At 51.6% G+C, this 22,476-nt stretch carries 19 protein-coding genes; 12 read left to right on the top strand and 7 right to left on the bottom strand.

Annotated elements, in window-relative coordinates:
* Positions 1 to 23 precede the first annotated feature (23 nt).
* Entirely contained in the window at positions 24 to 767 is a 744-nt protein-coding gene (locus GP475_RS09255; protein WP_187974117.1) for a CoA transferase subunit A, read from the top strand.
* A complete protein-coding gene (locus tag GP475_RS09250; RefSeq protein ID WP_187974116.1) occupies positions 764 to 1,402 on the top strand; it encodes a 3-oxoacid CoA-transferase subunit B in 639 nt (212 codons plus the stop codon). The genes GP475_RS09255 and GP475_RS09250 overlap by 4 nt, the downstream gene beginning before the upstream one ends.
* Before the next feature lie 27 nt (positions 1,403 to 1,429).
* On the opposite strand, the gene GP475_RS12535 is transcribed toward GP475_RS09250, so the two are convergent.
* Together GP475_RS12535 and GP475_RS09240 are read right to left on the bottom strand one after the other, a co-directional pair.
* Positions 1,430 to 2,221, bottom strand: a complete 792-nt coding sequence (locus tag GP475_RS12535; protein WP_224400670.1) for an HNH endonuclease family protein — start codon at positions 2,219 to 2,221, stop codon at positions 1,430 to 1,432.
* A gap of 39 nt (positions 2,222 to 2,260) precedes the next feature.
* Entirely contained in the window at positions 2,261 to 3,718 is a 1,458-nt protein-coding gene (locus GP475_RS09240) for an AMP-binding protein (RefSeq protein WP_187974115.1), read from the bottom strand.
* Between the two features lie 117 nt (positions 3,719 to 3,835).
* Between GP475_RS09240 and clpX the strand changes: the two genes are divergently transcribed.
* On the top strand, positions 3,836 to 5,143 hold the full coding sequence (clpX, locus tag GP475_RS09235; protein ID WP_187974114.1) for an ATP-dependent Clp protease ATP-binding subunit ClpX: 1,308 nt from the start codon (positions 3,836 to 3,838) through the stop codon (positions 5,141 to 5,143).
* 7 nt (positions 5,144 to 5,150) lie between these two features.
* Here clpX and GP475_RS09230 read toward each other — a convergent pair whose 3' ends face one another.
* Positions 5,151 to 6,551 (bottom strand): sugar porter family MFS transporter, encoded by a 1,401-nt coding sequence (locus tag GP475_RS09230; RefSeq protein ID WP_223144648.1) that lies wholly within the window; start codon positions 6,549 to 6,551, stop codon positions 5,151 to 5,153.
* Between the two features lie 134 nt (positions 6,552 to 6,685).
* Positions 6,686 to 7,681, bottom strand: coding sequence for a LacI family DNA-binding transcriptional regulator (locus GP475_RS09225; RefSeq protein WP_187974113.1), 996 nt, complete (start codon positions 7,679 to 7,681; stop codon positions 6,686 to 6,688).
* Between the two features lie 112 nt (positions 7,682 to 7,793).
* Between GP475_RS09225 and GP475_RS09220 the strand changes: the two genes are divergently transcribed.
* From GP475_RS09220 to araA, 3 genes are read left to right on the top strand one after another with little or no spacing between them, the layout of a single operon-like run.
* Positions 7,794 to 9,347: a xylulokinase gene (locus GP475_RS09220; RefSeq protein ID WP_187974112.1), complete on the top strand. Its 1,554-nt coding sequence runs from the start codon at positions 7,794 to 7,796 to the stop codon at positions 9,345 to 9,347.
* Positions 9,348 to 9,363: 16 nt separating this feature from the next.
* Positions 9,364 to 10,059: an L-ribulose-5-phosphate 4-epimerase gene (locus GP475_RS09215; protein WP_187974111.1), complete on the top strand. Its 696-nt coding sequence runs from the start codon at positions 9,364 to 9,366 to the stop codon at positions 10,057 to 10,059.
* 16 nt (positions 10,060 to 10,075) lie between these two features.
* On the top strand, positions 10,076 to 11,578 hold the full coding sequence (araA, locus tag GP475_RS09210) for an L-arabinose isomerase (RefSeq protein ID WP_187974110.1): 1,503 nt from the start codon (positions 10,076 to 10,078) through the stop codon (positions 11,576 to 11,578).
* 9 nt (positions 11,579 to 11,587) lie between these two features.
* Here the strand turns inward: araA and GP475_RS09205 are convergent, their stop codons facing one another.
* The 3 genes from GP475_RS09205 to GP475_RS09195 all read right to left on the bottom strand — a co-directional run bounded on the left by GP475_RS09205 (position 11,588) and on the right by GP475_RS09195 (position 14,473).
* On the bottom strand, positions 11,588 to 12,256 hold the full coding sequence (locus tag GP475_RS09205) for a potassium channel family protein (protein WP_394367434.1): 669 nt from the start codon (positions 12,254 to 12,256) through the stop codon (positions 11,588 to 11,590).
* A 28-nt stretch (positions 12,257 to 12,284) separates the two neighbouring features.
* Entirely contained in the window at positions 12,285 to 13,649 is a 1,365-nt protein-coding gene (locus GP475_RS09200) for a TrkH family potassium uptake protein (protein ID WP_187974109.1), read from the bottom strand.
* A gap of 89 nt (positions 13,650 to 13,738) precedes the next feature.
* The gene (locus GP475_RS09195) at positions 13,739 to 14,473 is read right to left on the bottom strand and encodes a TetR/AcrR family transcriptional regulator (RefSeq protein WP_187974108.1); all 735 of its coding nucleotides are present in this window, start codon (positions 14,471 to 14,473) and stop codon (positions 13,739 to 13,741) included.
* A 290-nt stretch (positions 14,474 to 14,763) separates the two neighbouring features.
* Here GP475_RS09195 and GP475_RS09190 point away from each other — a divergent pair, with 290 nt between their 5' ends.
* From GP475_RS09190 to ndk, 6 genes are all read left to right on the top strand, one after another.
* Positions 14,764 to 15,741, top strand: a complete 978-nt coding sequence (locus GP475_RS09190; protein ID WP_187974107.1) for a malate dehydrogenase — start codon at positions 14,764 to 14,766, stop codon at positions 15,739 to 15,741.
* A 29-nt stretch (positions 15,742 to 15,770) separates the two neighbouring features.
* Positions 15,771 to 17,264: an Hsp70 family protein gene (locus tag GP475_RS09185; RefSeq protein WP_187974106.1), complete on the top strand. Its 1,494-nt coding sequence runs from the start codon at positions 15,771 to 15,773 to the stop codon at positions 17,262 to 17,264.
* Positions 17,265 to 17,346: 82 nt separating this feature from the next.
* Positions 17,347 to 20,031: a valine--tRNA ligase gene (locus GP475_RS09180; RefSeq protein WP_187974105.1), complete on the top strand. Its 2,685-nt coding sequence runs from the start codon at positions 17,347 to 17,349 to the stop codon at positions 20,029 to 20,031.
* A complete protein-coding gene (gene folC / locus GP475_RS09175) occupies positions 20,031 to 21,500 on the top strand; it encodes a bifunctional tetrahydrofolate synthase/dihydrofolate synthase (RefSeq protein WP_262485171.1) in 1,470 nt (489 codons plus the stop codon). Before GP475_RS09180 ends, folC begins: the two co-directional genes overlap by 1 nt.
* On the top strand, positions 21,497 to 21,931 hold the full coding sequence (locus GP475_RS09170) for a DUF4233 domain-containing protein (protein ID WP_187974104.1): 435 nt from the start codon (positions 21,497 to 21,499) through the stop codon (positions 21,929 to 21,931). Before folC ends, GP475_RS09170 begins: the two co-directional genes overlap by 4 nt.
* 38 nt (positions 21,932 to 21,969) lie before the next feature.
* Entirely contained in the window at positions 21,970 to 22,380 is a 411-nt protein-coding gene (gene ndk, locus GP475_RS09165) for a nucleoside-diphosphate kinase (RefSeq protein ID WP_187974103.1), read from the top strand.
* Positions 22,381 to 22,476 lie beyond the last annotated feature (96 nt).

Raw genomic sequence — 22,476 nt, 5'->3', positions numbered from 1 at the left:
GAACTAAGTGTACACTACCTTTCATGATTGACAAGACAGTGCCTTCGCCACAAGAAGCCGTGGCCGATATTCCTTCCGGCGCTTCCATCGCCGTAGGCGGATTCGGCCTGGTCGGAGTTCCCGTCCGCCTGATCGAGGCATTGCACAGTCAAGGGGCTACAGACCTCACCATTATCTCCAATAACTGTGGGGCAGACGGTCAGGGTTTAGGGATTTTGCTGGCTGACCATCGGATCTCTCGGACAATCGGATCCTATATCGGCTACAACAAGGAGTACGCACGTCAGTACTTTGCTGGCGAAATTGCTGTTGAATTTACCCCTCAGGGAACTTTGGCCGAAAGGATGCGCGCCGGGGGTGCTGGTATTCCCGCCTTTTACACGACTGCTGGAGTTAACACCCCCGTTGCTGACGGTGGTATCCCGGTGCGGCATAATCCCGACGGAAGCGTAGCCGAGTTATCAAAACCAAAAGAGACTCGTGAGTTCAACGGTGAACTTTTTGTGCTCGAAGAAGCAATCAACGCTGATTTCGCTTTGGTGCACGCCAAGAAAGCAGATCAGGCTGGAAACCTAGTTTTTTCCAAAACTGCGCGAAACTTTAATCCGGATGCTGCGCGATGCGCCAAGGTGACCATCGCGCAGGTCGAAGAGATTGTGCCAGCACTAGATCCAGATGAGATCCACGTTCCCGGCATTTATGTTCAACGGGTCGTAGAAGTTGGTCCGCAAGAAACCCCCATCGAGATTAAGAAGGTGCGCCAGTGACTTGGAGTAGAGAACAAATGGCTGTGCGAGTAGCCCAAGAATTAGAAGATGGACAGTACGTCAACTTAGGGATTGGTATGCCTACCTTGGTCCCCGGTTTTATCCCGGAAGGTAAAGACGTTGTTCTTCACTCGGAAAACGGGGTGCTAGGGGTAGGGCCATACCCCACGGAAGAAGAACTAGATCCCGAGTTAACAAATGCCGGTAAGGAAACTATTACGGTGAATCCCGGTGCGAGTTTCTTTAGCTCCTCAGAATCTTTTGGGATGATTCGTTCCCGGACTGTTGATGTTGCGGTACTCGGTGCCATGGAGGTCTCCCAGTTTGGAGATCTAGCCAACTGGATGATCCCAGGGAAAATGGTCCGCGGCATGGGGGGAGCCATGGACTTGGTGCGCGGAGCGAAGAAGGTGATTGTGATGACCGATCACCTGACTAAAAAAGGAACCTCAAAAATCCTTAAAGCCTGCACTCTTCCCCTGACTGGAGCTCGCTGCGTGGATATGATTGTTACTTCTCATGCGGTGTTCCAAGTGGACCATACTCACGGTTTAACTTTGGTGGAATGCGCAGAGGGAGTTAGCGTAGAAGAGCTTAAGGAAATTACCGACGCTCCTTTCACCGTCGCGGACTAAGCGCCGCGGAACAGATAACGCGTGTCGCTATTGTGGGCAGCTGCGCAGCTGCTGCTCCAAGGCGGCTTTTTCTGATTCGGTCACCCACAAACCATAACTCCACTTCACCAGAACTTGTTGAGCAGCGTAATAGCACCGGAAAGCCTTATTAGGTGGCAGCCAGGTAGCGGCGTCTCCATCTCCTTTCGCCTGATTAACGGAACCATCGACCGCAAGAAGATTACGCGGATCATTAGCAAAGTTTCGCCGCTGTTCCGGGGTTAGTTGTTGGGCACCCTTTTGCCAAGCATCGGAAAGCGCCACCACATGATCAATTTGCACCCGAGAACTGCTGTCTTTGCCACGCTCAAAATCAATCTCTTTCCCGGAATACGGATCGAGCAAATGACCGGACAGCACCACACAATCAAAAGTTCCGGGTTTAAGCCTTACGTCCTGTAAATCCCGTCGCAAAATGTCATTCCTAGTGTCACAGCCGTTGTGGCCGAACTCCACGTCCACATCATCGCTCCAGGTTTGGCCGAACATGTTGCGCTGATAACCGGTTTTCGGGGCTCGACCTTTCACCTCGAGCTCAGAAAGCTCTTGGAAGGCGCGATGCGCATCCACCGTCGGGAAGCGTTCCGCTGCTGCTGGGGAATCCTCAGCTTCCAACTCGGAGGCTAATTGTGAGGGAACACGAGTTAGTTGCTGAAGCAGTGAAGAAAAATCTTGCTCTTTGCCTTGCCCCCAGGTGATGGCAACCAGGAGCGCAACTAGGATCGCGGGGAGACGTCGAACGCGTATCCAGCCCAGTAGAGTTTTCTTCTTCCTACTCACGCACTTAGTGTTTCATAGGCCCTGGACATGGCCGTGACCTCAGGGTTTGTCTCTTAATAGTCGTCGAAGAATCTTGCCGCTCGCAGAAACCGGGATATGGTCGACGAAATCTACCTGGCGAACCTTCTTATATGGGGTAACTCGGCTGGCGACCCAAGATATAACGTCGTTTTCTGTCAACGCTTTTCCCTGGGGGTTATCGGCTCGCACCACAAACGCCCGGGGGAACTCTTGGCCCTGGGAATCATAGCCAGAGGTTGCTGCTGCGGCGGCAACTCCAGGATGAGACAACATTACTGCCTCTAATTCTGCCGGCGGTACTTGGTAGCCGTGATAGAAAATTAACTCTTTAGCTCGGTCAATGATCCAGGTAAAGCCGTGCTCATCGACCTTCACGATGTCTCCCGTGGCTAACCAACCTTCTGGGTCAACACCTCCGCCGTTGATATATCCAGACATCACCTGAGGACCGCGAACCCACATTTCGCCTAGTTCGCCCGGGGGAACAAGACGGTTAGGTTGGTGTGGATCAGTGACCTTTACTTCTGTGTCAGCTACCGGCACCCCCGCTGATGCAGGATCTTCTTGGTGCGGAAGGGACACGTGAGTGACTGGTGAAGCCTCGGTGAGGCCGTAGCCTTGGACAACCTGGGCATTGAGTTTTTTTGATATATCGGCTGCTAAGTGACCGTCTAAAGGTGCAGCACCGGAAAGCACTACTTCTAAGCTCTTAAACTGGGCTAACACTTCAGTCTGGGAAGAAGAATGCAGCGCCGAACGTAAAGCCAGAAGAATAGGGGGAGCGACGCTGAGCCACTTGGCTTGATAGCGTTCGGCTAATTCCCCTAAGAAAGAAAGGGAGAACCGCTCCATCGTGAGGATATGGTTGCCATGGGCGAGGGCCATGTTGAGTTCTACAGTAAGGCCATAAATATGGGAAAAGGGGAGAGGCGCCAGCATTGTCCACGACGGTTGCAACCCTAGATTCTTCATGCAGGGTAAGGTTTGTCGGATATTGGCAACTAGATTGCCGTGGTGGAGTTTGACCCCGCGCGGGCGAGCATCGGTGGTTCCCGATGAAAAGGGAATCACCGCCAGGTCGGTATCCTTAATCAGGGGAAAGGACAGAGGGGGACGTCCTGGTGCCGGGGGAGAAAGAAAGTCCGAGACTGAGGAGGCGTCGAATAGTTGTTGAGCTTGGGCGCACTGTAGCTGGTAGTCCCGGTCGTGGGGTTGGGAAGCAGGGTGAAAGGGGGATATCACGCATCCGGCGCGGAGAGCCCCGTGGAAAAACGCCGCAAATTCTATGGAATTTGGGAGGCAAAGCCCAAGAACATCTCCCTGGCGAAATCCAGCGTCGTGGAGATTGTGGGCCACGTTGTTGATGAGGGCTCGAAGTTCTCGGTAGCTGACGGTGCGGTGATCATCTGTTATTGCTGGACGATCGAGGAATTCCGGGGGGAGGGAACCAAAAATTTCCTGATAGAGAGAGGACACGTGGGCAAGATTAGCGCGACGCTATCGGCACGGCACTATGGGTGGTGTTGACGGGTTAGCTACAGTGGGAGGACAAGACCTTAGAAGCCGTATTCAGAAGCGAGTCACCAAACCCTCATGACACGTATGCAAGAAACCTCTGACCTGCTGAAATGTTCTTTTTGTGGGAAAACCCAGAAACAGGTGAAAAAGCTTATCGCCGGTGGTGGGGTGTATATCTGCGATGAATGCATTGAACTGTGTAATGAGATCATTGCCGAGGAAATGGCGCAATCTCAGGAATCTGAGAAAGAATCTCCAGCGAAGCTGCCGCGCCCTTCGGAAATCGCTGCTTTCTTGGATCGCTATGTTATTGGACAAGATGCGGCCAAGCGCACCTTGTCGGTAGCGGTCTATAACCACTACAAGCGGGTACGTGCCCAAGAAGCTCGCGGGAAAGCTTCTCTTCCGGGGGCTAGTGGTGCGATGAATGACACTGAAGATGACACGGTAGAATTAGCAAAATCTAATATCTTGTTGCTGGGGCCCACCGGCTCCGGAAAAACTTATCTGGCCCAAACTCTTGCTCGGCTGCTGGATGTTCCCTTTGCGATGGCGGATGCAACTTCCTTAACCGAAGCCGGCTATGTGGGAGAAGACGTCGAAAATATTTTGCTGCGCTTAATTCAAGCAGCAGACAATAACCTAGAACGAGCCCAGCACGGGATCATTTACATCGACGAGGTAGATAAAATCACCCGAAAAGGGGACAACCCCTCCATTACACGCGACGTCTCCGGGGAAGGGGTACAGCAGGCGCTACTGAAAATTCTTGAAGGAACAGTAGCCGCGATCCCACCCCAAGGTGGTCGCAAACATCCTAACCAGGAATATATCCAGCTAGATACAACTAATATTTTGTTCATTGTCGCTGGGGCGTTTGCTGGGCTAGAAAAGGTCATTCAGGAACGAGTAGGACGTCGTGGTTTAGGTTTTGGCGTCGATATTGATAGCGCGAAAGACCGGGAAAACATGGATATTTTCTCCCAGGTGCGCCCCGAAGATCTCGTGAAATTTGGCTTGATCCCTGAGTTCATTGGACGCCTGCCCGTGATCGCGACGGTGGCTAATTTAGACCGGTCCAGTCTGGTGAAGGTGTTGACTGAACCACGTAATTCCCTCGTTAAGCAATACCAAGAACTGTTCCGGATGGATGGGGTGGAGTTGCGGATGAGCGATGAAGCTTTGGAAAAAATCGCTGATCTTGCCTTGGAACGGGGAACCGGGGCGCGAGGTCTTCGCGCCATAATGGAAGAAATCCTAGTTCCGGTGATGTTTGATCTTCCGGATCATGATGATGTGGAGAGCGTTCGTATTACTGCGGACGTAGTCGCCGGTGGAAAAAACCCTCAGCTCATAAGGGCTGAGGGGCGGGAATCCGCATAGTGGCGTGTTAAGTGGAGGGAGTGGATTCCTTATTTGAGGCCTCGATGTCTTCCAAAGAACGTCCGCGGGTTTCTGGCACACGGGTGAGAACGAAGAGCACTCCAAGCGCGCAGATGCCACCGAAGATGGCAAAGACGATTTCTTGAGACATGGATGCGCTCATGATTGGGAAAGCTAAGCCTACAGCGAAAGAACCAATCCAGTTGAAGGAGGACGCCAAACCGGATGCGCGTCCTCGGATCATGAGGGGGAAGATTTCGCCTACTAGCACCCAGGTGAGGGGAGCCCAGGTAAAGGAATAAAAGGCGACATAGAGGCTAAGGAAAGCAACGATCATCATTGGGGGAGTGTTATCACTTAGTGAGTTGATGATAGCCGGGGCAAGAAAAGATAGTGCCATGACTGATCCACCAAGGACTAATAGGAACTTTCGGTTAATTTTGTCAGCGATCAACATGAAGAAAAGTGAGCCAATTACCAGAATGACGCCCTGCACAATGGGCCATAAGAGAGCATCGGACGCTGCAGTGCCAGTAGCATCTTCAACAATCAGCGGAATATAGTAAAAGATCGCGTTGGCACCTTGGAATTGTTGAAACGCCGCGACACCTACTCCTGCGACTATGAGATAGCGGTACCGAGAACTTAGTAGAGAGGACCATGAAGAAACCCTATAAGCATTCTGCTCTTGCTGAGCTGTGGTCTGGATCTCTTGAAGCTCTTTCTCTATAAGGTTAGGCTCCCGGATCTGTCCTAAAACAGTTTTAGCCAGCTCAAGTTCACCATTTTTCACCAAGAAACGCGGCGACTCAGGTAAGCGCCATACTCCCAGGAAGAGAACGATAGCTGGGACCGCCGCTAGAGCGAGCATGAGACGCCATGCAATTGTGTGATCTAAGGACCTCAAGAACCATGCCACGATATATGAAGCCAACATTCCGCTTACGATCATCGTTTGGTTTAGTCCCGAGAGGCGGCCGCGCAGCGATGCCGGAGCCATCTCTGACATATATGCTGGAACTAAAGCTGATGCTGCTCCTACTGCTAAACCTAAAAATACCCGGATAATAATGAGATAAATGGTCCCTTGATCGGGGGATATACCGCATAGAACTGAACCGATGGCAAAGATGATTGCCGCAGCAAGAATCATCTTTCTGCGCCCAAAGCGATCCGATAATTGTCCGGCTAAGGCGCCTCCAAGAATGGCTCCAAGCATGAGGGAGGAAGTTATCCATCCCACTGCCACAGCATTGTTTTGTAGATTCCAGTCGGTTTGGAGAAAAGGTAGAGCACCGGTCATAACACCGATGTCGTAGCCGAAGAGGATTCCCCCAAAAGCTCCGAAAAAGTAGATGAAGCTACGGGGCACTGAATCTCTAGTGTTGACTTCTGCCATAGAAGACATAGAGTGACTCCTTGCTCAAAATGTGGTAAGGGCCATAAAAGTGGAATTTTTGTTAGCCCTCACACTTCGCCTGTCTTCGAAGCTATGAGAAGTGAGCAAAAATGTCAACGTTAACATTTGTGATAAATAGCACTTTAGAGGCTGGACTCCCTGATAATGAGATGGGGAGCTATAGGGCTAAAATCTGCTTCTTCGCCAGCAATCAATGCCAGGAGCGCCTCTAGGACGCGTCTCCCAAGGGTGGCAAAATCCTGGTGGATGGTTGTAAGTGGGATGGTAAGAAATTCGCTTTCTGGAATGTTGTCGAATCCTACTACTGCCATATGTGTAGTGGACGAACTCAATGCCCTCATGATTCCCATTGCCATGGAATCATTAGCTGCAAATACAGCTGTAGGACGTGAAGGTTCGGGTAAGGAGTTTAACCATTCACCCGCTAGGAAGCCAGATTGTGGTGACCAATCTCCACTAAAAATCCGTGGATGTACTCCCTGTGATTCACAAGTGGCCAAGGCGCCTTCCAGGCGTTGTTGGGCGTCAACCCACTGGCGGGGACCAGTAACCAGAGCAATATCCCTGTGTCCTAGATCTAGTAGATGGTCAATCGCGAGCTTAGCTCCGGCAAATTGATCGACACTTAGACAGGGGAGTGAACCTAGGTCTGCTGGGCGGGGGCCTACAATGATGAGCGGTGTGGTCAGCTTTAGATGGGTGCAGTACCGAACAACAGCTTCTCTCGAAGCGATAATGACAAGACCCTCAACGTTGCGCTCTTGAAATTCTTCAATAGTCTTCAGGAATTCGATTTCATCCGAATTTTCGATGGCTGCTAGGAGCGTAAGTCGGCCATTTTTACGGGCTGCTTTTTCTATTGCGGCGAGAGTGTTAGTAGGGCCATGAAGAAATGATCCGACAGAGACGACACCGATGAGCCCTGATCGTCGAGTGACTAAAGCACGTGCTGTTAGGTTAGGGCGGTAGCCGAGCTCTTGAATGGCGGCGTTGACCCGCTTCCGGGTGGATTCCTTGACGCCCGGAAAGCCGTTGACCACCCGGGATACAGTTTGAACCGAAACTGCTGCTTTGCGGGCAACCTCATTCATAGTTGGGGTGCGATGGCCTGAATTCATGAAATTTATCTTAAGTCAATGGTCTAACTCACATTATGGTTGACAAGGTGACCTATTACCATGCACACTCAGGAATGATAACGTTAACATTCTGCTGATAAAGGACGTGCTCATGCGATATTTAGGACTTGAGCTAGGATCAACCCGTATCAAATCCTGTGCCATTAATAGCGAAGGTGAAATTGTGGCTACAGGCGTGCATGAATGGGAAAATCAGCTGGTGAATGGCCATTGGAGCTACTCTCTGGAGCAAATCTGGGAGGGAGTTCAGCATAGCTACAGCGATTTGTGCCGCAACCTGGGGGAATATCCGGAAACCTGGGCCGCAATTGGATTATCAGCCATGATGCATGGTTACTTGGCCTTCAATAGGGACGGAGTTTTGCTTACTCCTTTCCGAACTTGGCGGGACACCACCACTGGATCTGCAGCCCGAAAGTTGAGTCAGCTTTTTGGGGTAAATGTGCCCCTGAGATGGTCGATTGCTCACCATTACCAAGCAATCCTTGACCAAGAGAATCATGTTCGGAACTTAGATTTTCTCACGACGTTGGCTGGTTACGTACATTGGCAATTAACCGGTTCTAAAGTGTTGGGGATCGGTGACGCGGTCGGAATGTTTCCGATCGATTCCGACTCTCTTGACTATGACAGTCAGAAGTTGAATCAATACCAGAACTTAACAGGTATTGATATGCGCAAACATCTTCCTCGGGTGCTGGTGGCTGGAGAAGAAGCTGGAACTCTTAGTCGAGAAGGGGCCAAACTTCTTGATCCCACTGGCCACTTGCAACCTGGAATACCACTCTGTCCTCCAGAAGGAGATGCCGGTACGGGGATGGTGGCGACTAATTCAATTAACCCAAGGACGGGAAATGTATCTGTAGGTACTTCTATTTTTGCAATGGTAGTCCTGGAAAAGTCACTGACGAGTTCACACCCGGAGTTGGATCCAGTAGCTACCCCAGATGGGCACCCGGTCGCCATGGTTCATTGCAACAATGGCACCAATGAACTCAACGCATGGATGGGAGTTTTTGCTGAGGCTGTTAATCTCGTCTCGGGAAAGCCGAAAGTTAGCACTGACACTCTCTATAGCGTGCTCTTCCAAGAGACTCTCAAAGCCGACACTGATGGTGGGGGACTCACAACCTGTAATTATCTCAGTGGTGAGCCAATTGTACGACTAAGTAAAGGCCATCCTCTGATAATTCGAGAGGTAGATTCACGTCTCAATCTGGGGAATTTCCTCAGGTCCCAGGTTTTTACCGTATTCGCAACGCTAGCCTTAGGGATGAAGATCCTCCATGAAGAAGGCGTCAAAATTGATTCTCTTGCTGCGCATGGTGGTTTTTTCAGGACGGCAGAAGTCGGTCAACGGCTACTGGCGGCAGCGTTAGATACTCCCATTTCCATTGCTGAATCAGCAGGGGAAGGCGGTGCGTGGGGAGCTGCATTATTGGCGCGGAGTCTCCACACCGAAGGTTCCCTTTCGGAATATCTCGCAACAGAGATTTTTAACCAAGAGAAACAGAACGTAAGTCAACCTCGGCAAGAAGACAAAGAAGGTTTTGAGGATTTTCTGGCTCGCTTTGTTGCCGCTCTTGAGATTCAGCCAGAAATAATTAGAGCTATGTCTGATACCACTGCTACCGGAAATATGTAAGGAGAAGATTAAAAAGATGAATTCCTTGAATGGTGACATCCAAAAGAGAATAGAGGAAACTAAAAAGCGAGTTTCCGATCTGCATGCAGAATTACCCAGATGGGGATTAGTTGTGTGGACTGCAGGAAATATCTCCGAAAGGGTGTTGGTCTCAGGAGCTCCCAGCGAAGAAGACTTATTTGTGATCAAACCATCGGGAGTACGCTATGAGGAGCTGTCTCCAGAGAAGATGGTGGTTTGTAATTTAGACGGAGACCTTGTTGAAGGTGAATACAAACCTTCTTCAGACACCGCTGCTCATGCATATGTTTATCGACACATGCCAGAGATAGGAGGGGTAGTACATACTCATTCAACCTACGCCTGTGCGTGGGCGGCCCGAGGCGAGGAGATTCCCTGTGGTCTCACCATGATCGGTGATGAATATGGTGGCCCAATTCCGGTGGGCCCCTTCGCAATTATTGGGGACGATTCCATCGGCAAAGGAATTGTGGAAACCTTGCGTAATTCTCGCTCCACTGCAGTTTTGATGAAAAACCATGGGCCTTTCACTATCGGTACAAACGCAACTAAAGCAGTGAAATCGGCGGTCATGGTGGAGGAAGTTGCAAAGGCAATGCATCTTGCAAAGGAATTGGGGCAAATTAGTCCTATACCTCAGGAGGCCATAGATCAGCTCTATGACCGCTACCAGAACGTTTATGGACAGTAGTTAAGGAAGGCGTACAATGCAGAACCCATTTCATGACAAAGAGATCTGGTTCCTGACTGGAAGTCAGGACCTATATGGACAGGAAACTTTGGATCAAGTTGCTGATCAATCTCAAAAAGTCGTGGCTTTACTCAATGAATCCGATTCCATCCCAGTGCCCGTGGTGTGGAAACCGGTACTTCAAGATTCCGAGAGCATTTTCGCAGCACTCACGGAAGCTGGCAAGCAGCCAGAAGTAATTGGTGTCATTGCATGGATGCACACTTTTTCTCCAGCTCGGATGTGGATCCGGGGTTTGAACGCCCTTACTAAGCCATTGCTACATTTCCATACCCAGTTCCATGAAAATATTCCTTGGAATACGATTGATATGGATTTCATGAATCTCAATCAATCGGCTCATGGTGACCGAGAATTCGGTTATATCCTCACTCGAATGGATATTCCACGAGTTACTGTTGTAGGGCATGCCTCAGACAAAGCAGTGACTGAGCGTATTGGTGTCTGGGCACGCGCTGCCACGGGCTGGTGGGAAGCACAAAATATGCGCGTCGTTCGCTTCGGTGATAATATGCGCGACGTCGCCGTAACCGAAGGTGATAAGACAGAAGCAACTATTCAGTTCGGCGCCGAGATTAACACTTGGTCGGTCAATGAATTATCCGAGATCATTTCCCAAGTTTCACAGAGTGATGTTGATGACTTAATTCAGGAGTATCAGCATACCTATGATATTGATCCCATTCTTCTGAACGAGCGCAAGGAATCCTTAGAGTATGCAGCCAAGCAAGAATTGGGAATGCGTACTTTCTTGACTGGGCTGAATGCTTCAGCTTTTACGGACAACTTCCAGGATCTGGGTGCTTTGAAGCAACTACCAGGTTTACCCGTTCAGAGACTGATGGCGGAAGGCTACGGGTTTGGTGCTGAAGGGGATTGGAAAACCGCAATTCTTATCCGTGTTGCGAAGGCAATGGGTTATGGTCTAACAGGTGGAGCATCGCTCATGGAGGACTATTGCTACAACTTTGGTGCAGGCAGGAAGAAGATTCTTGGCGCACATATGCTGGAAATCTGTCCGAGCCTGACTACTGCTAAGCCCCGAATGGAAATCCATCCACTAGGTATCGGCGACCGAGAAGATCCGGTGCGGTTGGTGTTTAATGCTGATCCGGGAGAAGCCGTAGTGGTCGCTATAGCGCATCTCCGTGACCGTTTCCGGTTAACCGCTAATGTTATTGATGTAATTGAGCCAGACCACGCTCTACCGACCCTGCCTGTAGCGCGCGCCCTTTGGGAACCGAGACCAGACTTTGATACTTCCACATGCTGTTGGCTCGCTGCCGGAGCAGCCCACCACACTGCTATGTCGACTGCAATTACTCTGGATCATTGGGAAGACTTTGCGCGCATAGCGGGAGTTGAACTGGCGGTCATCGATGAGGATACGACGGTTAGGAATTTCGAGGAATCACTTCGTTGGAACTCCGTGTATCACAGGTTGCACCACCGTTACTAGGAGATTGACCTAGCCAGCGGCAAATTCCTCAAGGTCATCGGCAGCTCCAGCCATCACCACGAGATCGCCACTGAGGAGTGGTTCTTGGGGTGATGGCAACGTATATGCGCCACCATCTCGACGCACCGCCACCACAGCGACACCTGCACCTTGGGCTCTAATTTCCCGGGAGGTCTTTCCAGCCGCGTGTTTTGGAACAACCATTTTGGCTAGCGCAAATCCCGGATCAAATTCAATAAAGTCTGCTACTTGACCGTCCATCAAATGGGCTACGCGACGTCCAGTATCAGCCTCCGGCATCACAATATGGTGGACTCCAATTTGCCGCAGAATTTTTTCATGCGCTGGACTATCTGCCTTTGCCCACACCGAGGGCACGCCAAGGTCGATAACAGCAGACGCGGTCAGAATAGAGGCTTCCAGATCTGATCCAATAGCAATAACTACGCGTTTTGCATCTGCTACTCCGAGTTGCCTGAGAGTAGATGGTTGGGTGGTGTCAGCGCAGACAATATGGTCGAAATCATCGGCAAGTTCTTGCACCCGACGCTGGTCGGCATCTACCGCCAACACTTCTACTCGCCGAGCCTGTAATTCCTCACCTAGGGCTTGGCCAAAGCGGCCCATCCCTAGAATGATGACCGGATTGGATTCTGAACCACTACCGGGAAGGAATATTTTCCGGCGACGTCGCGGGGTACTGTATTCAGCCAAGAGAAGGACGCTCCTCGGGATAGTCGTAATAGCGGGGTTTATTGCGTGAGGCGAAGGCTGTTGCCAGCACCAAAGGTCCCACGCGACCAGCGAACATAAGACAGATAATAACCGCTTGGGCACTAAAAGGTAGATCCGGAGTTATTCCGGTAGAAAGTCCGACGGTAGCAAAGGCGCTACACACCTCAAACACAATTTGGTCCGTCGTAAATTGTGGCGCAAGGAAAAGTAGCGTGGTTACTGCGCCGACAATTAAGAGCAAGGAGAGAGTTAGGAGAGCTAAAGCTCGGCGAATAGTTTCTGAAGGAACTCGACGGGCTCCGAGAGTGGTGGAATTAAAACCACGAATTTCAGCTAGGACGGCGGCTCCTAGGACTGCCGCAGTGGTGACTTTGACGCCACCGGCGGTACCTCCGGTACCTCCACCGATGACCATGAGGATATCGGTTCCTAGCAGGGTGGAAGGGTGGAAATTGGCATAGTCGAGAGCATTGAATCCGGCGGTACGCGGGCTGACTCCGGCAAAAAATGCGTTGAGAAACTTTAGGTGATATTGATTGCCGAACGTACTCAGAGCGCCGCGCCATTCTGCCAGTAATACTAATAGCGTTCCGGCGACAATGAGGCTAAGCGTTCCGATAAAAGTAAAGCGTGCCGTTAAACTCCAACGACGACGCTGGCCGTGGTTGAAGAAATACCAGCGGAAACGGCGTGCTAATTCTAATAAGACTGGAAAGCCTATACCGCCGATAATGAGGGACAATGCTAGAGGCAGCAAGATAAAGGGATCAGTATTAAAACTGATCATATTATCGCTTTGCAGTGCAAAACCGGCGTTGTTGAAACTGGAAATAGCGTGGAAGATACCAAACCATAGTGGCTCCAGAATCCCTGAATGCGGATAGGCGAGAGAAAACCTTAAGGCCAGAACCGCGGCGATAAACAGTTCTACTCCGAGGGTGAAGAGGATGGTGGATCGCACCACCCAGACCACCTCACCGTGATCAACTCCGCGGCCTTCGGCTTGGGCATCTTCATTTTGACTAAGCCCTAGCCGCCCAGAGATCGCAAGCGTCAACAGGGAGGCCATAGTCATGAACCCTAAACCACCGAATTGGATTAACAGGGCAATGGTCACGCGGCCAGCAGTGGACCAAACAGTCCCAGTATCGACAGTTACTAGCCCGGTGAGGCTGACGGCGGACGTCGCGGTAAAAAGAGCATCGGGCACGGGCACGGGTTCGGGTCCGGCACTGGCCCACGGCGTCGACAAAAACAGCGTGCCTAGGCACACTAATCCGGCGAAACCCCAACACACTCGGGTCTGGGGAGACAGCCTCGGTTTAGATCCGATCATGGCGCGTGATCCTACTCCTCAGCTACGTAGCCAAAGAACACAAGGGGGCCCAAAGTATCTGCGGCTGCGCCGGATAGGGGCGGAGAGGTTTAGTTAAATTCGCCGTCAGAAAAATAGATTTCTGCAGCTGACTGTGGTTCATCGCTAACCTCCGGAGTGAGGTAACTTGATTGTCCGGTCGCCGGGATATTGGACGTCAAGAAAGCTAGCACGGTGTCCATCACTAACCGGTGCATACCGGAGAGATTTTCGGGACGATCCATGTCAATATCTAAAAGATTCTTCATCACGGAGTCCAAAGACACCCGGTAATAAGCGAAAGAAGTAATAAGCGTGAAAACATCCTCGGCCGAGATTCCGGGACGGAAAGCTCCAGCGTCTTGGCCTAGCATCAGTAATTTGTCAAGGTGAAGAGTCAATTCTGAGGCGTCAGCCAAGGGCGCTGAGTTTTTTAATTTAGCGTTATTGTGCAGGCTTTCACCCACTAATAGGGTGAGTTCCTTGGGATGAGAAACCATGTGCGTCCAGATAGCGTCGACCATTTTCCGGACTCCCTCAACCGGCACAGAGCTATCTAATTCTAATTCTTTAGGATCTGGATAAGCGCGATGAACTGCTTCAGTGAGAGAACGCAAATATAATCCACGTTTATTTCCGAAATGGTAATGGATCATGCGCTTCGACATGCCAGATTTCGTGGCAATAGCCTCTAATTTTGCATCGGAATATCCCTTTTTTGCGAATAGCTCTAAAGCGACATCAACGACATCACTAGGAGACACTGCGCCTTCGGTGCCGCCGTCGATGGCTTCATCAATATTCATATTCGCTAATCCTTCCTGCACAGCAACGCAGATCTGATCAGAAAATAACGGCGCCGCTGCCCCTATGGTGCCTTAAAGTGTCACCTAGAGCTAAGGAATTGTGAGTTTCCCAGAGAACTCCCAGAAAACTGCAGGTCATCCCGGCACATTTGGGGGTAATGGGGGAGGGTTACATTTTTCCTAAAAGGTGACAAATCTCCCTTAAATGAGCGGAGTAATGGGGACTAGGCTAGTAACGGAAAGTAGGCCACCTCGAGTGGTCTGGACCTCCATCAATGGAAGGATTGTGTATGAGTATGGCTCCCAAGAAGATCGCGGTAACCGGTGCTGCCGGCCAGATTGCTTATTCCCTACTGTGGCGTGTAGCCAATGGCGATGTTTACGGCCAGGACACCCCTATTGAGCTTTCTCTTTTGGAAATTCCCGACGCTATGGGAGCGGTCGAAGGCGTGGCTATGGAGTTGCATGACTCCGCATTCTCGCTGCTGCGTAATATCACTATCACCGATAAGGCAGACGAAGCTTTTGATGGTGTTTCAGCTGCATTCCTGGTTGGTGCGAAACCACGTGGCAAGGGTGAGGAACGATCCGCTCTCCTCGGAGCAAACGGCAAGATCTTTGGCCCGCAGGGTAAAGCCATCAATGACCATGCGGCAGATGATGTTCGAGTGCTGGTGGTGGGTAACCCAGCCAACACGAATTGCTTGATTGCGCAGCATGCTGCCCCCGATGTTCCAGCAGATCGCTTCACCGCAATGATGCGTCTGGACCACAACCGTTCTCTGTCTCAGCTAGCTGAAAAACTCAACGTAACCACCTCCGATATCGAAAATGTGGTGGTATGGGGCAACCATTCGGCCACCCAGTTCCCCGATATCACCTACGCCACGGTGCAAGGTAAACCGTTGACTGAGTTGGTTGATCACACCTGGTATACCGACGAGTTCATTCCCCGCGTTGCCAAGCGCGGTGCCGAGATCATTGAGGTTCGAGGGAAATCATCTGCTGCGTCTGCTGCGTCTGCCGCCGTAGACCACATGCATGATTGGATCAACGGCACTCGCGGTTGGGTAACTGCTGCCGTGGTGTCTGACGGTTCCTACGGAGTGGAGGAAGGCCTAGTGGCTGGGCTTCCGACCCGAGCTGTGAACGGTCGCTGGGAAATCATTCCGGACCTGGAGATTAATGATTTCCAGCGGGCCCGCATTGACGCCAATGTGCAGGAACTACGGGAAGAAAAGGAAGCGGTTAAGGACCTGCTGGGCTAAGAATCTCATGGTGGTCTAAAGTCAGATTCATGCGTTTCGGCATTGATTTTGGTACCACCCGCACGGTAATTGCTGCTGTTGATCGAGGAAATTATCCGGTCGTCAACGTGGCAGACCATTATGGCGACCCGGAGGAGTACATCCCCACCGTGGTCGCCTTAGATTCTGCCGGAAAAATACGGGTGGGGTGGGAGGCGCTCTATGCTGATTCCCCTACCCTGATCCGCAGTTTTAAGCGCCTGCTGTCAGGTGGTCAGGTAAATTCCCAAACTCCGGTGGATTGTGGTGACGAGACCCGTAGTTTGGGCGATATTCTTCAGGCCTATGCCCACGCTGTGGTGCGCTGTCTTCTAGCTTTCCAACACCAGCAGGCAGACTACTCCACTCCGGAAGTTGTATTGGGTGTGCCCGCCAATGCGCCTAGCGCTCAGCGGCTGTTGACTGTTGATGCATTCCGAAGCGCTGGGGTAGAGGTGATTGGGCTCGTCAACGAGCCAAGTGCAGCGGCTTTTGAATATACGCACCGACACGCTGGGACCTTAAACTCTAAGCGTCGAAGCATTATTGTCTATGATCTCGGTGGCGGTACTTTCGATGTCTCCTTGCTCCGAATTCATGGACACCATCATGAGGTTGTAGCTTCCCGCGGGATTTCTCGCCTCGGGGGAGACGACTTTGATGAGGTCTTAGCTGAACTCACGCTCAAAGCGGCGCATCGGGATGAAGACGCGTTTGGGCGTGGTGCACGTCGACGGCTTCTCGATGAGGTTCGCAGTGCCAAGGAAGCATTAAAACCGCAGTCTAAGCGGCTAGTCATGGAACTAAACGATGAAGATATCATCATTCCAGTAGACACTTTTTATCACGCCATCACTCCGCTGATTGAACAGTCACTTGAGGCCACCCAACCACTTGTGGGGGCAGAATCTTCCCTCGTGGACACTGATATCGCTGGAATTTATTTAGTAGGTGGGGCTACCGCTTTGCCTCTAGTGCCGAGAATGCTGCGCGAAAGATACGGACGTCGGGTACACCGATCACCCCTTCCTACCGCTTCGACCGCTGTGGGTCTAGCCATTGCGGCGGACCCCAGTTCTGAATACCTTCTTTCTGATCGGCGCTCCCGAGGTATCGGGGTTTTCCGTGAAATGGATGCTGGCCAGGCGGTCAGTTTTGATCCGCTGCTGGCACCTGGTTCAGCTCAGGGAGGGACGCACATTACCCGACGGTACCGGGCGGCACATAATATTGGATGGTTCCGGTACGTAGAGTATGTCAATATTGATGAATCCTATGCGCCGGGAGATTTAGCTCTCCTCACCGAGGTGCTGGTGCCCTTTGATCCCGCCTTAAGAAGATCCGACGTTCACCTCAGCCAGGAACAGCTTCGAGACATTCCCGTCACCCGGACGGGTCCGGGACCGTTGGTCGAAGAAACCCTCTCAATAGATAATGACGGGATTGCTCAAATCAAAATTGTGCTTCCTGAAGAAAATTGGTCAATGGACCTGAGTGCCCATTAAAACACCAGGTCATCCCCTATTCTAGTAGTGTCTAAGCGGCTGATTAGGATAAGTGCAGTACTACACGTGGAAGGAATAAACAATGGCGAAGAATCGGGCAGACGCTCTGCCAAAGTCCTGGGAACCCCAGGTTTATGAGACCGAGGTGTACCAGCGGTGGGTAGATCGCGGCTACTTCACCGCAGACGTGTCTAGCTCCAAACCGCCATTTTCCATTGTGTTGCCGCCCCCTAATGTGACCGGGCAACTCCATATCGGACACGCCTTTGACCACACCTTGGCGGACGCTATTGTTCGCCGCAAGCGGATGCAAGGCTATGAAGTGCTATGGCTGCCGGGAATGGACCACGCCGGCATTGCTACCCAAACCAAAGTAGAAGCCATGCTCCAGAAGAAGGAGGGGAAATCCCGATGGGACTATGATCGGGAAGCCTTCATAGACAAAGTATGGGAGTGGAAACGTCAATACGGCGGAACCATTACCAGTCAGATGCGCGCCTTGGGTGATTCCTTGGATTGGTCCCGGGAACGTTTCACCCTTGATGAAGGTCTCAGCAATGCGGTATTAACTATCTTCAAGCAGCTATATGACCACGGATTAATTTATCGTGCTCATCGGCTGGTGAATTGGTCTCCCGTCTTAGAAACAGCAGTCAGCGATATTGAAGTTGTTTATCAGGACGTGGAAGGTGAACTTGTTAGTTTCCGCTACGGCTCAATGAATGATAATGAGCCTCATGTGGTGGTAGCAACTACCCGGATAGAAACCATGCTGGGGGACGTAGCCATTGCCGTCCACCCCGATGACGAACGTTATCACCATTTAGTGGGCCAGGAATTACCTCACCCTTTCCGGGATGATCTCAGTCTCAAGATCATTGCCGATGACTATGTGGATCCTGAATTTGGCACGGGGGCTGTGAAGATCACCCCAGCTCACGATCCCAATGACTATGCCATGGGGCTTCGGCATAACCTGGATATGCCGAACATCATGGATAAGAAGGGGCGGATAGCTGATACGGGGACTCGTTTTGATGGGCTAAGCAGAGAAGAAGCCCGAACCGAGATTTGCGAAGCATTACGCGAACAAGGCCGGATTGTGAAAGAAATCCGCCCCTATGTTCACTCAGTGGGGCATTCCGAGCGGTCTGGAGAAGCTATTGAACCTCGTCTGAGCTTGCAGTGGTATGTCAAGGTTGCTGAGCTGGCGAAAATGTCCGGAGACGCAGTCCGTCAAGGAGATACAGTTATTCACCCGACGAGCCTGGAGCCGCGATATTTTGACTGGGTCGATGATATGCATGATTGGTGTATCTCCCGGCAGCTGTGGTGGGGACACCGCATTCCTATTTGGTATGGGCCCAATGGAGAAGTTGTGTGCGTTGGCCCAGATGAAGAACCGCCGAGTGGTGAAGGTTGGGAGCAAGATCCCGATGTCCTTGATACCTGGTTCTCTTCTGCGCTATGGCCCTTTTCCACTCTAGGGTGGCCGGATAGCACCGACGACCTCCAGCGTTTCTACCCCACCTCGGTGCTAGTAACCGCCTATGACATCCTCTTCTTCTGGGTAGCCCGGATGATGATGTTCGGTACATTTTCCGGAAAGACCACCCCGGAGCTATTAGGCACAGCCGACAGTGGTCGTCCCCAGGTCCCCTTCAAAGATCTCTACCTCCACGGGTTGGTGCGCGACGAGCACGGTCGGAAGATGTCTAAGTCTTTAGGTAACGGCATTGATCCCTTGGATTGGGTGGAACGGTTTGGTGCTGATGCTCTTCGCTTTGCTTTGGCGAGAGGGGCCAACCCAGGTATTGATTTGCCACTCGGTGAAGATGCCGCTCATTCTTCCCGTAACTTTGCCACCAAGCTCTTTAACGCCACCCGATTTGCCCTGATGAATGGTGCAACCGTGGGTGAACTGCCGGATCGTTCCGCGCTGACAGACGCTGACCGTTGGGTGCTTGATGAATTAGAAGCTGTCCGAAGCTCGGTCGATTCCTATTTGGATAACTACCAATTTGCTAAGGCTAGCGAGGAACTTTATCAATTTACCTGGGGAACATTCTGCGATTGGTATCTAGAAATTGCCAAGGTACAGATTCCTCGTGAGGGTGAGGATGAGCGCGGTCGCAACACCCAAGTGGTGTTGGGGCGTGTGCTCAATGTGCTGTTGAAGCTCCTACACCCCGTTATGCCTTTTGTGACTGAGGTGTTGTGGATGGCGTTAACGGAGGAAGAATCCATTACTATTTCAGCCTGGCCTACCTCCGAGGACACCAATGGTGGAGTGGCACCAGATGAGCGGGCTGCTCGACGAATGAAAGATCTCGAGAAACTCGTTACTGAATTGCGTCGTTTCCGTTCGGATCAAGGAGTGAAACCCTCGCAGAAAGTTCCCGCCTTGATGGATTTAGCGGCGGTGGATTTAGCTGATCAAGAAGATGTGATCAGATCCTTGGCTCGGGTGGAGAAGGAAGAAGAAAATTTCACCGCCTCCGCAACGGTGGAAGTTCGCCTAAGTCAGGGAACGTTGGACGTGGCCCTGGATACTTCTGGCACCGTCGATGTCGCTGCAGAGCGGACCCGTCTGGAAAAGGATCTTGCCAAGGCTCGCAAGGAGTTGGAGACTACAGCGAAGAAATTGGGTAATGATAATTTCTTGAATAAAGCTCCAGCTCACGTGGTGGAAAAGATTCGGGAACGGCAGCAGGTAGCTCAGGAAGAATGTGAGCGAATTAGCCAACGTTTGGAGGCTTTGAGCTAGTGCACGATAAAGTAGAGCTCACCGATCACGGGTTGAGCTTGAGCTTGGGTGATTTAGACGCTCAACGTAATGCTCCAGCATCACGAGAAATCAGCGAGGCTGATCTAGCGGAATTAGCTGCAGTGGAGGCTGAACTGGATACTCGCTGGCCGGAAACGAAGATTGATCCCAGCCTTGAGCGCATGGAGATGCTCATGGATATTTTGGGGTCACCGCAGCGGGCTTATCCGGCCATCCATGTCGCCGGTACTAATGGGAAAACCTCAGTTGTTCGGATGATAGATGCTCTGCTGCGAGCTTTTCATCGCCGTACTGGCCGGACTACGAGTCCTCATTTGCAGTTAGTCACTGAGCGAATAGCTATCGACGGGATTCCCCTTCATCCACGGGACTACGTACGAATGTGGCGAGAGATTCGACCTTATGTGGAGATGGTCGATGAACAATGCGGCATGAAAATGTCGAAGTTTGAGGTCCTCACAGCCATGGCTTATGCTGCTTTCGCTGATGCTCCGGTCGATGTTGCGATCGTTGAAACCGGGATGGGTGGGCGTTGGGATGCGACCAATGTGATTAGCGCAGACGTCGCGGTGATTACGCCTATTGGTTTGGATCACACCGACTATTTAGGGGATACCCTCACTGACATTGCTGAAGAAAAGGCGGGGATTATTCATTCGCGCTGGGATGTCAGTGATTTATTGACACCGCCAGAAAATATCGCGATTATCGCGCAGCAGGAACCCGAAGCAATGAAGGTTCTCCTAGAGCAGGCGGTTGCTGTTGATGCCGCAGTTGCCCGAGAAGGCAGTGAGTGGGGGGTACTTAAGTCCACCCTTGCGGTGGGCGGACAGCAGCTGGAGTTACGGGGATTAGCTGGAGATTATCCGGATATTGTGTTACCCCTGTCCGGCGAACACCAAGCCCGGAACGCGGCCCTAGCTTTAGCGGCGGTAGAAGCTTTCTTTGGGGCTGCACCGGGGAAGGCGCTGGATCTTAATACGGTGCAAGAAGGTTTTTCCTCAGTAGCATCCCCCGGGCGGTTAGAACGGGTGCGGGCTACTCCCACCACTTTTATTGATGCAGCTCATAATCCTCACGGCGCCCGAGCTCTAGCCCAAGCGCTGGATCGAGATTTTGAATTCAGCAGGCTTATTGGTGTAGTTGCGACGCTAGGGGATAAGGACCACATCGGTATTTTGAAAGAGCTTGAACCCTACCTCAGCGAGGTTGTCTGCACTCAGAATTCCTCTCCGCGAGCCTCCAGCGCTGCTGATTTGGCAGAAGAAGCTCGGCTGATTTTTGGTGAAGAACGAGTCCATGAAGCAGCTCAGCTTCCGGGTGCCATAGAACTAGCTGTAGCGTTGGCCGAAGACACCGATATCCAATCTGGATCCGGCGTCATTATCACCGGATCCGTGGTGACGGCAGGGGAAGCTCGCACCCTGTTTGGAAAGGAGCCTGCATGAGGCGCGGGAAGAATAACGACAACGTTGAATACGGTCCGCTAGGTCCAGGACATGCTCCCGAAAAAGATCCTCTTAAAGGGGTTCGGGGGGTTCAATCCGGCACCCTAATTATGGAGGCCATCACAGTTTTCCTCGTGCTGACCGTGATCCTCCGAATTGACGAAGGGAGCTACTGGACATCTTTCAACCAGGTCTACGTCTGTCTAGTAGGTGCAGCCCACGTGGCACTATCCTTTTTACAGCGCTATTCCTGGGCACTCATCGCCGCCGTCATCTTACAGGTGTTTGTCCTTGCTGGAGGTTTCCTCGTTCACCTATCTATGGGAATCGTGGGTGTTATTTTCGTCCTGGTATGGTGGTATTTGCTCTATCTGCGCCGCAACCTCATGGAAAGAATGAAGCGGGGTCTGTTAACCACTCAACACCTCTAACCGGGATGGCTAAGAAACCGCCTGTTAGACTAGCCGCCATGACAGAACGCACTCTGATTCTTATTAAGCCCGACGGTGTGAAGAACGGACACATCGGTGAAATTATTAGCCGCATCGAGAAAAAGGGGCTCAAGCTCGTTGCGATGGATCTGCGGGTTGCTGACCGGGACACGGCGGAAAAGCACTATGCGGAGCATAAGGACAAGCCGTTTTTTGGAGAACTGGTGGAGTTCATCACCTCCGCTCCGCTTGTTGCCGGCATCGTTGAAGGGGAGCGTGCTATCGATGCTTGGCGCCAGCTTGCTGGTGGCACTGATCCAGTAAGCAAAGCAACCCCTGGCACCATTCGTGGAGACTTCGCTCTCAGCGTCGGAGAAAATGTGGTTCACGGTTCTGATTCTCCCGAATCAGCTGAGCGGGAAATCGCTATCTGGTTCCCTAACCTCTAGAGTTTCATCAGCAATCTTCGTCACTGCAGGACAGGGTGTCTATCACCTTGGTCCTGCTTTTTTATGTGCAGCTCGAAGCCGCCCCAGCGCTATTAA

The organism is Corynebacterium poyangense, from assembly GCF_014522205.1.
Lineage (GTDB): Bacteria > Actinomycetota > Actinomycetes > Mycobacteriales > Mycobacteriaceae > Corynebacterium > Corynebacterium poyangense.
This window is presented reverse-complemented; position numbering and strand designations above follow the sequence as displayed.